Raw genomic sequence first — 12,177 nt, forward strand, 5'->3', positions numbered from 1 at the left:
CCCTAGTGCCCGCCGCGGTCCAGGGTCACGGTGCGCAGGTCCAAACGCCGCAGCACCCGGTCCACGGCTTCCGGATCCATGCCGGACTGCCGGCGTGCTGCCAGGACTTCTTTCCGCGCCGCGGCCAGGGCCTCACGCTGGACCGCGTCCATCACTTCCAGCGTGGCCTTCATCTGCAGCATCTTCTGCGGATCCGCATCCGAATCACGCTCAAGGATTGAGTGCAGGGAGGACATACGGCGGGCCAGGGCCGTACGACGCTCCGGCGGGAGTTTATCTGCCGCGCGGGACCGTTTCATGGTTTCCAGCGCTACCCGTTCGGCACGCCGCGCCAGCTCCCGTTCCTGTTTGGCGACGGCGCCGTGGTCACTGGGCAGCTTCAGCCGGCGCATCAGCCACGGCAGGGTCAGGCCGGGCAGCACCAGGGTCACCAGCAGGACTGCTCCTGCACACACGATCATGAAGTTCCGGCCAGGAAGCTGTTCCCCAGCGAGCGTGGTGGCAGGCAGGGCGAGGGCCAGCGCCAGGGTGGCCAGGCCGCGCATGCCGCACCATGTCAGGACCAGGACTTCCTTCATGGATCCGGGTACCCGGTTGAGCCGTTCGGTGCCGCCGAACCGGTACAGCCCGTACATCCACGCGAAACGCACCAGGACCACGGCGGCGCAGACCGCCGCAACACCTGGAATGAATCCGAAAATTTCACGGCCCTCGTCTTCAATGACGTACCGCATTTCGATTCCCACCAGGCCAAAGGCGACGCCGGTGGTCAGAAGCTCTACGACTTCCCAGAACGCGGTGCGGGTCAGGCGTTCCTCGGAGTCCTGCGGCCGTGCCCGGCGGCCAAGCTCCAGGGCGGTCACCACGACGGCGACAACACCGGAGAAGTGCACCTCTTCGGCGAGGATGTACACGGCATAGGGCGCCACGAGGGTAACCGCAGAGCGGGCCACGAGGTTTGGGACGAAGCGGTTCAAGGTGCCCACCAGCCAACCCATGGCCAGGCCCAGCACCACGGCGCCGGCGGCACCGATCAGGAACCTCGGGATGATGGACCAGCCGACTTCCCCGCCGCTGACGGCGGCGGTCACGGCGGCCTGGAAAATCACGATCGCGATCGCGTCGTTGAAAAGTCCCTCGGTCTGCAGGACGGTAATCAGCCGGCGGGGCATGTTGACCTTGCCGGCCACCGCTTCCACGGCCACCGGGTCAGGCGGAGCGACGATCGCGCCCAGGGCAATCGCTGCGGGCAGGGCCAGCGCCGGAACGATCACCCAGGCCACGGACGCCACTACGCCAACGGTGACCGCGACCAGCGCCACCGCCAGCAGCACCAGGGAGCGCCAGCGGAGCCGGAAGACAGACCAGGAGCTGCGCTGGGCAGCAGCGTAGAGCAGCGGCGGCAGGAACAGCGGAAGGATGAGCTCCGGATCAATGTGGATTTCCGGGATCATGGGCAGGAAGGCGAAAAGTGCGGAGAAGATGAGCATCAGCACCGGATACGGCAGCCGTACCCGCTCGCCGATGCCAACTACAAGCACCGTCCCGAACAGCAGGCCGATCAGCAGGATCAGGAAATCCATCAGGCCCGTCCTGTTTCCGCGGCACCGCTGCGTTTACTTGCCTTGACCACCGTCAGCCTCCTCTAGTTGCCTGAGGTAACTTTACCGCCGGCAACTGAAAGGTTTCCGGATGTTTAGCCGTCCAGGTGGGTGGGGGCGAAAAGCCTCAGCAGCGTTTGAACCACCACCACGTTGGGCCCTTCCTGCGCAAAGGATTCCTCCAGTGCCTGCCGGACGCCGGCAGGATCAGTGCGTCGCGCCGGAACACCGAAGGATTCAGCGAGCTTCACGAAGTCCGGTCCGGCCAGTTCCGTGGCCGTGGCCTTGCCGAACGCGTCCACCATGTACTCCCGCAGTACGCCGTAGCCGCCATCGTCCACGATCAGCCAGGTGACGGGAAGATCATGCTGCCGGGCGGTTGCCAGTTCCGCGATGGAGTACATCGCCGACCCGTCGCCTGAGACAGCCAGCACACGTTCCCGGGTTCCCACCGCTCCGCCGAGGGCACCCGGGTAGCCGTAGCCCAGCCCGCCGGCGCCCTGCGCGGAGTGGAACTGGCCGGACTTGGCATCCCAGCAGCTCCACGCCCAGTAGGCGGCGATGGTCATATCCCAATAGGTCTGCATGCCGGACGGCACCGCGGCCCGGATGTCCGCCATGAACTTCCGTTCAAGGCCCAGGTCCTGGGCATCCAGCCGGGCGCTGATCTTGGCGAGGGTTTCTGCGGTGACTTCCTCCGCAGTCCTGCCGTGCCAGTCCGGGGCCGCATCCGGAACCTGCAGCGCGGCATCCAGCGCAGCCATGGCCTGCCCGGCGTCGGCACGGATACCCAGCGCGGGCCCGTTGGACTCCAGGACCCGCGGTTCGGCGTCGATCTGGATGATCCGGCCGCGCGGCGCGAAGGTGAAGTAGTTGGACGTGACTTCGCCCAGCGAGGAACCGATAACCAGCAGTACGTCCGCGTCTTCCAGCAGGTCCGTCGCATGGCGGTCCTCCACCCACGACTGCAGGGACAGCGGGTGGTTCCAGGGGAAAGCGCCGTTGCCTCCGGGCGTGCAGATCACCGGCGCATGGAGCTTCTCCGCCACCGAGAGGAGCGCTTCTTCGGCCCGGCCGCGGCGGGTGCCACCGCCAGCGATGACTGCCGGGCGCTTCGCGGCGGACAGCCACTTCACGGCTTCGGTGACCAATTCGCTGCGGGGCGGGTTGTCGAACGGCTCTGCCAGGGCGTCTTCGACGGCCGGGACCATCACGGGGGCCAGCAGCACGTTCTGCGGCACTTCGACCCAGACCGGACCCATGGGCGCCGAGATCGCTTCGGTCCAGGCGTCCTGGATGGCCGAGGGAATGCCGGAGGCGTGCTGGATCAGGCGCTGGCTCTTGGTGACATTGGCTGCGGACGCCTTTTGGTCATCGAGCTGGTGCAGCATGCCGCGCCGGCGGGCGCCCAGTCCCTCGATGGGGATCTGGCTGGCTACCACCACCATGGGCACGCCGGTGGCGTACGCCTCCTGGAGTCCGGCCAGGGAGGTGAGGGCGCCGGGCCCGGTGGAGAGGAACAGGACACCCACCTTGCCGGTGGCACGGCTGAAGCCGTCAGCGGCGAACGCGGCATTGTTCTCCACCCGGGAGGACACGAACTCCAGCGTGGAGCGGGAGAGCGCGTCGAACAGGCCAAGGGCATGCTGTCCGGGGATACCGAAAACCGTGGTTGCTCCGAGCGCTTCCAGGGTTTCGACCACCAGGTCCCCGCCGTTGCGCACTACGGTTCCCGGCTCGGTGCTCATGATTCGAGTCCCATGAGCGTGATGAGGTCGTAGGCAACGTGTGAGGCAGCCACGGCGGTGATGTCCGCGTGGTCATAGGCCGGGGCCACTTCCACCACGTCGGCGCCGATGAGGTTCATGCCCCGCATGCCGCGCAGGATCTCCAGCAGCTCGCGGCTGGTGATGCCCCCGGCTTCCGGGGTGCCCGTGCCCGGGGCGTGGGCCGGATCCAGCACATCAATGTCCACGGAAATGTACAGTGGCCGGTTTCCGATCCGGTCACGCAGCTTCGCGACGACTTCGTCGACGCCCTGCCGGAACACATCCGAGCTGGTCACGATGCCAAACCCGAAGCGGCGGTCCTCCTCCAGGTCCTTCTTGCCGTACAGCGGTCCGCGGGTACCCACATGGGAGATCGCTTCGGTATCCAGGATCCCTTCCTCCACCGCCCGGCGGAACGGGGTGCCGTGGGTGTACTCGGCACCGAAGTACGTGTCCCAGGTATCGAGGTGCGCATCGAAGTGCAGCATGGCCACCGGCTGCCCGGCACGCTCAGCTGCCGCCCGCAGCAGCGGCAGGGCAATGGTGTGGTCCCCGCCCAGGGTCAGCAGCCGGGTTCCGCCCTCGGTCAGGTCCAGGGCGCCGGCTTGGATGGTTTCGATGGCCTCGTTGATGTTGAACGGGTTCACTGCCAGGTCGCCGGCATCGGCGACCTGCAGGTTCGCGAACGGGGAAGTGTCCTGCGCCGGATTGTAGGGGCGCAGCAGGCGTGAGGCCTCGCGGATGTGGTTTCCGCCAAACCGGGCACCGGGCCGGTAGGAGACACCGGTGTCGAACGGAACACCCACAACAGCGACGTCGGCGCGTGCCACCTCATCCAGCCGCGGAAGGCGGGCATATGTGGCGGCCCCTGCATAACGCGGAACCTGCGCGGCGTCGATCGGCCCTACTTTGCCGTTGGTGTTGATGCGCGGCTGGTTCTGGGACATATCCACTGTCTGGTTCTCCGGTTTCGCTAGGGTCTGGCGCCTGTTTCCGAGCCTACCTGCAGGAGGGCGAAAGTTATCCAATAGGCATCAAATGTTTATCGGAAGGCTAAAGTGGAACAGCCATCGGCGTCAAGACTAGGCTGTGACTATGGCGGACCGGGTTTCCTATGCGAACAATGATGGAATGAACTACGACGTCGATGTCCTGATCGTGGGTGCCGGACCCACCGGGCTGGCCCTTGCGGCCCAGCTCGCCGGTTATGGAACGAGCTTTAGGATCATCGACCGCAGGCAGGGTCCCTCGACCCAGTCCCGGGCGCTGGCTGTGCAGCCGCGCACCCTGGAGGCGCTGCGGCCCTTCGGGATCAGTGCGGAGATGGCACGGCGTGGAAACCCCGCACACCAGCTGCATCTGCACCTGCCTGAGGAGACCGTCCAGATCGGCCTCTTCGACATCGGGATCGAAGACTGCGCCCACCAGCAGCTGCTCTTCCTGCCGCAGTCCGAAACCGAGCGGATCCTCCTGACTTACCTGGGCGCCCGCGGAATCCGCGTTGAGCGCGGCGCAGAGCTCCTGGAACTCGAGCGCCTGGACCCGGAGGACCCCTTCGCGGGCATGGAAGCCCGCGTCCAGCGGCAGGACCGCGGCATCGACCGGATCCGGGCCCGCTACGTCGTGGGTGCCGACGGCGCCGAAAGCACCGTGCGCCGCCGGGCCGGCATGGACTTCCGCGGTTCCGGCTACGCAGACACCTTCGTTCTGGCAGACCTGGAAGTCGACGGCGTGGCCCCCGGAGCTGTGCACGCCTACCCCACCGACGACGGTTTCATGGTGCTTTTCCCGCTGGGGAACCCAGCATCCTGGCGGATGATCAGCCTCAAGGAACACGGAGACAACAGCGCCGCCACCCTTGAATACCTGCAGGGTATCGCGGACAAGTTCTCCGGCGGCGGCCTGAAGCTGCACGACCCGAAGTGGATCAGCAGCTTCCGGCTTTCCCACCAGATGGCAGAGTTCTTCCAGTCCGGTTCAGTCTTCCTCGCCGGCGACGCAGCACACGTCCACTCCCCCGTGGGCGGACAGGGCATGAACACCGGAATCCAGGACGCGTTGAACCTGGGCTGGAAACTTGCCCTGGGCGCACGCGGCCTGGCCGCCGACGAACTGATCGACAGCTATGACGCCGAACGCCGGCCCGTGGCTCGCGGCATCGTCAGCTTTACCGACCGGCTGTTCAAGCTTGCCACCAGCCGCAGTGCCCTGGCGAAGCTCCCCCGCACCAAGCTGTTGCCCGCACTGGCCCCTTCCCTGGCTGCCAGCGAGCGGCTGCGCAGCCGTGCGTTCCGCACCATGTCCCAGCTGGGCATCCACTACCGCGGCAGCACCATGACGGCTGCCGGGGCCAACCGCCTTCCGGCTGTGCTGGCCTCGGGACCGCGTCCGGGAGACCGGCTGCCGGACGCCGTCGTGCACTACCAGCAGCAGGAGCGCCGGCTGCAGGACCTGGTGTCCGCGCCCGGCTTCCATATTCTGCTCTCCGGCCCGGGCTGGCCGGAGGACACGCCCCAGCAGCTGCACGCCGCCCTTTCCGGCATGGGCCGCCTGCTCAGTGTGCAGCGCCTGGTGGTGGCCAGCACCCTCACTGCGTCGGGCCCGGGCGTCATCGAGGACGTCAGCGGGCTGGCGTTTGAGCGCCTTGGCCTTTCCGCCCGGCGGCCTGAGGTGCTGGTGATCCGCCCCGACGGGTACATCGGGTACCGGTCCAACGGAACGGACATCAACGGTGCAGTGGCCTACCTGGAACGGCTCACCGGGCCAGGCGCACGGTCTTCACTTCAAAGGGCCTGAACCCCAGTTCCCACCGGCCGTCATCCCGCCTGGGCAGCTGCGCCCCCGTCCCCTCCGGCCGTTCCAGCAGATCCGTCAGGAGGGCCGTGCGGGCCTGGAAGCCGGCGGTCAGCACGGCATTAGTGTGCCCGCCCAGCGCCTCGTAGAGACGCAGCACCACGTCTCCGGAGCGGTCGTCCGCGAGCTTGACAGTCTCCACCAGCACGCTTCCGGGCGCCAGGACCGCCAACGGGGCTACGCTTCCGGCGCCGCCGGCGCGGACCGTGCGCAGGGGCAGGTTCAGACGGTATCCCTCCTGCACCGCCTCAGCCACGGTCGCGTCCGGACGCAGCGAAAACCGGAACCGGTGCCGGCCTTGGTCCGCTCCGGGATCCGGGAAGAGCGGGGCCCGCAGCAGCGAGGCCCGCAGCAGGGTTCCGGTGCCCGCGTCCCGCGACCCGGTGCGGGAAATGTCGTAGCCGTAGGTTGAGTCATTGGCCAGGGCCACTCCCCTGCCATGTTCCCCGGCATGTACCCAGCGGTGGGCCGGAACTTCGAAGCGCGCGTGGTCCCAGGACGTGTTTGCGTGAGTGGGCCGCTGGATGTGCCCAAACTGGATTTCAGCCGCGGCCCGGTCCGCCAGCACGGCCACCGGAAAGCCAAGCTTCAGCAGCTTCTGCCGCTCGCGCCAGTCCACCTCGATTTCCAGGTCCAGGGCACGCCCGTCGGGGCTCAGCGAGATCCGCTGCCGCAGCGTCGACGCGCCAAACGAGCAGTCTAGGACCAGGCTTTCCGGCTCATGGGTGAGGTCCCCGCTGAGCGTGAGCGCACCGGCGCGGTCCGCGGCGTCAAGGTCCCAGGCATCCCACTGGTTCGGGGTATCGCGGAAAAGTTCGAACCGGTTCGCTTCCTCCCCGGGAGCCACCAGTTCGCGGCCGCTCTCGCCGCGCAGCGAGAGAAGGGCACCTGTTGGCCCAAAGCGGGCGGTGAGGTGGCCGGAGGCGAGTTCCCAGCCGCCGTCGTACTCCTGGATCCGAACCGCGGCAGGCGCCGCCGGCCCGGCAGCGGCACCCATGGCCGGAATGCCCCGCAGCGCCACCGGTGCCGCATTGAAGACCAGGGAACCGTCCCCTTCCCCGGCGAGCGCCCGCTGGGAGCGTCCGATGATTCGCTCCAGATGCTCGGCGGTTTCTGCGTAGGCACGCTCGGCATCCTGGTACACCCAGGCGATGGAGGAGCCGGGGAGGATGTCATGGAACTGGCCCAGCAGCACGGTTTTCCACGCCGCTTCGAGTTCCTGATAGGGGTAGTCCGTTCCGCACCGGACGGCGGCAGCGGCCGCCCAGAGCTCAGCTTCCTTCAGCAGTGCCTCACTGCGCCGGTTGCCGCGTTTGGTCCGGGCCTGGGAGGTGTAGGTCCCGCGATGGAACTGCAGATACATTTCCCCGGACCACACGGGCGGGTCGGCGTAGTCCGCCTCTGCCGCGGTGAAGAACGCCTGCGGGCTGGAGAGCTCCACCCGGGGCGAACCCTCCAGCGAAGCGGTGCGGTGCGCGGCGGCGAGCATTTCCCGCGTGGGACCCCCGCCGCCGTCGCCCCAGCCAAAGGGAACCAGGGACAGGTTCGTGGCTCCCTTTTCGCGGAACTGCCGCTGGGCCCGGGCCAGTTCCTGGCCGGTCAGGGCGGAGTTGTAGGTGTCCACCGGCGGGAAATGGGTGAAGACCCTGGTTCCGTCGATTCCTTCCCACAGGAAGGTGTGGTGAGGCATCACGTCGGATTCGTTCCAGCTCAGTTTCTGGGTCAGGAACCAGCGCGAGCCGGCCGCTCGAATGAGCTGCGGGAGGGCGCCGGAGTAGCCGAAGGAATCCGGCAGCCACACATCCAGCGGCTCGACTCCAAACGCTTCCAGGAAGAAGCGTTTGCCGAAGGTGAACTGCCGCACCAGGGATTCCCCGGAGGGCAGGTTGGTGTCCGCCTCGACCCACATCCCGCCCGCCGGAACGAACCGCCCTTCCGCGACCCGGGCTGCTACCCGGGCGAACAGTGCCGGATGGTCTTCCTGGAGCCAGGCGTACTGCTGGGCAGAGGAGGCCGTGAAGACGAACCCAGGGTCCTTGTCCATCAGTGCCAGCACGTTGGCGAAGGTACGCGCCACCTTCCGGCGGGTCTCGCGCACCGGCCACAGCCAGGCACTGTCAATGTGTGCGTGCCCGACGGCGTGGATCCGGTGGGCGCTGGCAGCGGCGGGTGCGCTGAGCGCAGGTTCCAGCAGCTTCCGGGCAGTTCCAGCCGAACCGGAGACGTCCTGCGGGTCCACCGCGGCGGCGGCGCGTTCCATGGCCCGCAGCAGCTCGTGCCGGCGCGGGGAATCCATGGGAAGTTCATGCATGAGGCCCCAGAGCACGTCAAAGTCCTGGGCAAGGTTCCAGGCCTGCTCATCCAGCAGCGCGGTATCCGCGCGGCGGAAAACGTACAGGGGTTCGCTGCCCGCAGTATCGGGGTCGCCCAGCGGTGTCGGCAGGAAGCTGAAGTTGCCAATGACGTTCGGGGTGGCTGCGGCCTCCACCCAGAGCAGCAGGCTGCTGCCGGGTTCCTGCTCCAGCGGCACCGCCATGTTCGTTGATTCCAGGGCCTTGAGGACGTTTCCTGCGGCGTCGTAGACCAGCCCCTCGGCTTGGAAGCCGGGCATGTCAGTGCTGAACCCCAGGTCGATCAGTGCTTCGGGAATGAAGCCTGGAGCACCCTCAGGCACCGTGCCGGTGAGGCGGAACCAGGTGGTTCCCCAGGGCCTGCCCCAGCGGGTGCCGGGGGCAACCGGCTGGTAATCCTGCCCGGCGGCTTCGGCGAAGGACACCGGCTCTGAAGGGGCATCCCAGGCTGCTGCCTGAAGCGGCTGCGCAGCGGTCCAGAGATGCGGCGGCAACCGCTGGGCGAGGAAACGGGCAAGGCGGCGTTCGGTCAGCTCACGGTCCGGATGCATGCGCCCACTCTGCTCGCCGCACCGCCCGGTTGGGAAGGGAACTAGGCAGAGCCGGGGCTGACCAGCGTCCAGATCACCACGGCGGAAGCGTCGGGGTCCGGGTTGCGCCAGGAGTGCGGTTCCTTGCCGGGAAAGGTCACAGTGTCCCCTGCGGTGAGGTTCATGGTCTCCGCAGTGAAAACAAGCTCCAGCCGGCCCTCGGCGACGTGCAGCACCTCCACGTCGCAGTCCACGGAGTACAGGTCCGCCTCGCCGGCTCCGCCGGGAACAATCTCGGAGCGGATCACCTGGACGCGGCGTTCAGTGCGCGGAGTAACCAGCCGCTCGTTGATGCCGTCGCCGCCCAAATTGATTCCCGGTGCCTCGGGCCAGCGCACCAGGGTGGTCTGCGGCGGCAGGAACAGGTCGCCGATGGAGATTGAAAGCACCTGGCACAGGGTCACCAGTGAAGCCACCGATGGTGACGTGAGGTCCCGTTCCACCCGGCTGAGGAAACCCTTGGTCAGCCCGGTCGAGTCCGCTACCTGCTCAATGGTCAGGTGGCGCGCCTGCCGTGCAGTGCGGATCCGGGAGCCAATGGCAATCGGGGCGTTGCTCGGTTCAACCGACAGGGCCTTCATCAGGGCAGCCGTCCTTTCGTTCCCTTATCTGTGTTCCTGCCGGCAGAGTCCGGAAGGCATTGCCTGCTCCGCGGCCGCAAAAGGCAGCGGACCGGTGCTGCAGTTTCACACTAATTGACCCGCGCCTCAGGCGCCCACTAGCGTGGGTAAACAATAGTTTCGTGACTTACAACGCCGAGTAGCGCCGGCCCCCAGTACCGCACCGGGTCCGGACGGTTAATCCCCTGCCCGTCCGGCCCCGGTGCTTCCAAGATCCGCTGAGCCTTCGGCTGAATCCGCGTCCTGCTCCGGTGAAGCAACCTCCGCCACTTCCCCCGGATCGCCGGTGTCCTCACCGGTCCAGACCTTGATGACGGCCCAGCCGACGGCGGCAATCGGGACCGAGAGGATCGCGCCGATAATTCCGGCAAGGATCGTTCCGGCGGTCAGTGCAAGCAGGATCACCAGTGCGTGGATGCTCAGTGTCCTGCCCATCACCACCGGCTGCAGGAAGTTGCCCTCAAGCTGGTTGACGGCAATGATCACGATCACCACGACCAGGGCCACCACGGGGCCGTTCGCCACGAGTGCGATCAGGGCAGCCAGGATTCCGGCCGCGGTGGCACCCACCAGCGGAATGAAGGATCCAACGAACACGATCACGGACAGCGGCAGTGCCAGAGGTACGCCAAGGATAAACAGCGCGGCGCCAATACAGACGGCGTCGACGGCGGCCACGATTGCGGTGCCGCGGACATACCCGCCCAGCACCTCCATGGTGCGGGCACCGGCCAGGGCTGCCTTCTCCCGCCGTTCACCGCGGAACCAGCGCAGGATGAAGGCCCAGATCTTGTCTCCGTCCTTCAGGAAGAAGAACAGCACCACCGCCATCAGGGCGAACCCGGTGGCGAAAGACCCCGCGGCTGAGATTCCGGCCAGCGCCCCGTTGCCCACGGCTGAGGAGGTCGCGAAATCTAGGACTGAGTCCCGGGCGTCGGATATCGCCGAGTCGTCGAAGGCGAAGGGGCCGTCCTGGACCATGGCGTAGAGCTGGTCGAATCCGGCAACCGCCTGGTCTACCAGGGAGGACCACTCACTGCGCACAGCGAAGACGATTCCGGTGACCAGTCCGCCGAAGACCGCCAGCAGCAGCAGGAAGGACGTGCCGGTGGCAAGCGCCCCCGGCCAGCCCTTGCGGCGCAGCCAGTTGACGAACGGGGCGATGGCCGCTGCCAGGATCAGCGCGAGCAGGAGCGGAATCACCACCAGCGTCACCCTTGTCAGCGCATACACACCCACGCCCACCAGCAGCAGGACAAGCAGGAGCTGGGCAGAGCGCAGGGCGGCATGGCCGAGGCCGTCGTTCCAATACCCCTGGAGCCGCTTCGACTCGCTTACGTTCGGACTCGAGCCGGGCTGGCTGTCCATGGTTTCCCCCGTCTAGGTTGTAGGTCCGGCCTCGTGGCCGGTTCCCTTGTGCAGCAGCGACTCTTTGACGTGCCTCCGGAGCACCTTGCCAATCAGGGACCTAGGAAGGTCCGGAATCTGCACGATGCGGCGCGGCACCTTGTAGGCCGCCAGTTCCGTCCGCACATAGGAGCGCAGTTCATCGGCGTCGAACTTCATGTCAGGCCGGGCGACGACGGCAGCTACCACGTCTTCTCCGCCGCCGGTCCGGGTCAGGCCAACGACTGCGGCCTCGGCAACGGCCGGATGGCGTTTGAGGGCTTCCTCAACCTCGGAGGGCGAGACGTTGAAGCCTCCCGTGATGATCAGTTCCTTGATCCGGTCCCGAATGGTGACGAAGTCGTCGTCGTCCACTGACACGATGTCTCCGGTGCGGAACCAGCCCCCGTCGAGCAGCGCTGCCCGGGTTTCGGCCGGCTTGTTCCAATAGCCCTGGAAGACCTGCGGTCCGCGGATCAGCAGCTCCCCGGCTTCGCCGCGGCGGCGCTCCTTGGCGGGATCTTCCGGATCCACCACCTTAATGTCCGTCAGCGGGAACGGAACGCCCACGGTGCCGGCCTTGCGGGTGGGCCCCATGGGGTTGCCCAGGGCCACCGGCGAGGTTTCCGTCAGGCCGTACCCTTCGATCAGGTAGCCTCCGGTTGCCTTCTCCCAAGCATCCACCGTGGCGGCAGGAAGGTTCATGGCACCGGAGATGGCGAAACGCACACCCTTGAGGGAGATACCCTGCTTTTCGGCACCGGCCACAATACGGTCGTAGATCGGCGGCACCGCCGGCAGGAAGGTCGGCGGAGTCTTCTTGGCCGCTTTCAGGACCAGGTCGACGTCGAACTTCGGAAACAGCACCAGCTTGGCCCCGATGCTCATGGCGAAGGTGAGGCTCAGGGTCAGGCCGTAGGCATGGAACATGGGCAACACACCGTAGACGGTTTCCTTGCCCATCCGGAGTCCCGGGATCCACGCCCGGCCCTGCGCGGCGTTGGCCA

Annotated in this window: 8 protein-coding genes; 1 reads left to right on the forward strand and 7 read right to left on the reverse strand. The window is 67.1% G+C overall.

Annotated features, from left to right (window positions below; translation table 11 throughout):
- Window positions 1-2: 2 nt before the first annotated feature.
- The 3 genes from ABFX29_RS15940 to speB form a co-directional block, all read right to left on the reverse strand.
- Window positions 3-1,583: a Na+/H+ antiporter gene (locus tag ABFX29_RS15940; RefSeq protein ID WP_152229543.1), complete on the reverse strand. Its 1,581-nt coding sequence runs from the start codon at window positions 1,581-1,583 to the stop codon at window positions 3-5.
- Between the two features lie 113 nt (window positions 1,584-1,696).
- A complete protein-coding gene (locus ABFX29_RS15945; RefSeq protein WP_152229542.1) occupies window positions 1,697-3,349 on the reverse strand; it encodes a thiamine pyrophosphate-binding protein in 1,653 nt (550 codons plus the stop codon).
- Window positions 3,346-4,317, reverse strand: a complete 972-nt coding sequence (speB, locus tag ABFX29_RS15950) for an agmatinase (RefSeq protein WP_152229541.1) — start codon at window positions 4,315-4,317, stop codon at window positions 3,346-3,348. Before speB ends, ABFX29_RS15945 begins: the two co-directional genes overlap by 4 nt.
- Before the next feature lie 148 nt (window positions 4,318-4,465).
- On the opposite strand from speB, the gene ABFX29_RS15955 reads away from it, so the two are divergent.
- On the forward strand, window positions 4,466-6,166 hold the full coding sequence (locus ABFX29_RS15955; protein ID WP_211372438.1) for an FAD-dependent monooxygenase: 1,701 nt from the start codon (window positions 4,466-4,468) through the stop codon (window positions 6,164-6,166).
- Here the strand turns inward: ABFX29_RS15955 and ABFX29_RS15960 are convergent.
- From ABFX29_RS15960 to ABFX29_RS15975, 4 genes are all read right to left on the reverse strand, one after another.
- Window positions 6,126-9,125 carry an alpha-mannosidase gene (locus tag ABFX29_RS15960; RefSeq protein WP_152229540.1) on the reverse strand — a complete coding sequence of 1,000 codons (3,000 nt, stop codon included), beginning with the start codon at window positions 9,123-9,125 and terminating at the stop codon, window positions 6,126-6,128. The two genes, ABFX29_RS15955 and ABFX29_RS15960, sit on opposite strands and share 41 nt — an antisense overlap.
- A gap of 41 nt (window positions 9,126-9,166) precedes the next feature.
- The gene (locus ABFX29_RS15965) at window positions 9,167-9,745 is read right to left on the reverse strand and encodes a helix-turn-helix domain-containing protein (RefSeq protein WP_152229539.1); all 579 of its coding nucleotides are present in this window, start codon (window positions 9,743-9,745) and stop codon (window positions 9,167-9,169) included.
- Between the two features lie 216 nt (window positions 9,746-9,961).
- Window positions 9,962-11,152 carry an AI-2E family transporter gene (locus tag ABFX29_RS15970; protein ID WP_152229538.1) on the reverse strand — a complete coding sequence of 397 codons (1,191 nt, stop codon included), beginning with the start codon at window positions 11,150-11,152 and terminating at the stop codon, window positions 9,962-9,964.
- A 12-nt stretch (window positions 11,153-11,164) separates the two neighbouring features.
- Window positions 11,165-12,177: AMP-binding protein (locus ABFX29_RS15975; RefSeq protein ID WP_346038505.1), on the reverse strand; the 1,013-nt coding region annotated here is incomplete at its 5' end.

It is taken from the genome of Arthrobacter gandavensis (genome assembly GCF_039528575.1).
Taxonomy (GTDB): Bacteria; Actinomycetota; Actinomycetes; order Actinomycetales; family Micrococcaceae; genus Arthrobacter_B; species Arthrobacter_B citreus_B.

Bases quoted from the DNA above. Each gene is read 5' to 3' on its own strand.
- ABFX29_RS15940 (WP_152229543.1), bottom strand. From the start codon at position 1,583: ATGGATTTCCTGATCCTGCTGATCGGCCTGCTGTTCGGGACGGTGCTT.
- ABFX29_RS15960 (WP_152229540.1), bottom strand. From the start codon at position 9,125: ATGCATCCGGACCGTGAGCTGACCGAACGCCGCCTTGCCCGTTTCCTC.
- ABFX29_RS15955 (WP_211372438.1), top strand. From the start codon at position 4,466: ATGGCGGACCGGGTTTCCTATGCGAACAATGATGGAATGAACTACGAC.
- ABFX29_RS15965 (WP_152229539.1), bottom strand. From the start codon at position 9,745: ATGAAGGCCCTGTCGGTTGAACCGAGCAACGCCCCGATTGCCATTGGC.
- ABFX29_RS15970 (WP_152229538.1), bottom strand. From the start codon at position 11,152: ATGGACAGCCAGCCCGGCTCGAGTCCGAACGTAAGCGAGTCGAAGCGG.
- ABFX29_RS15945 (WP_152229542.1), bottom strand. From the start codon at position 3,349: ATGAGCACCGAGCCGGGAACCGTAGTGCGCAACGGCGGGGACCTGGTG.
- speB (WP_152229541.1), bottom strand. From the start codon at position 4,317: ATGTCCCAGAACCAGCCGCGCATCAACACCAACGGCAAAGTAGGGCCG.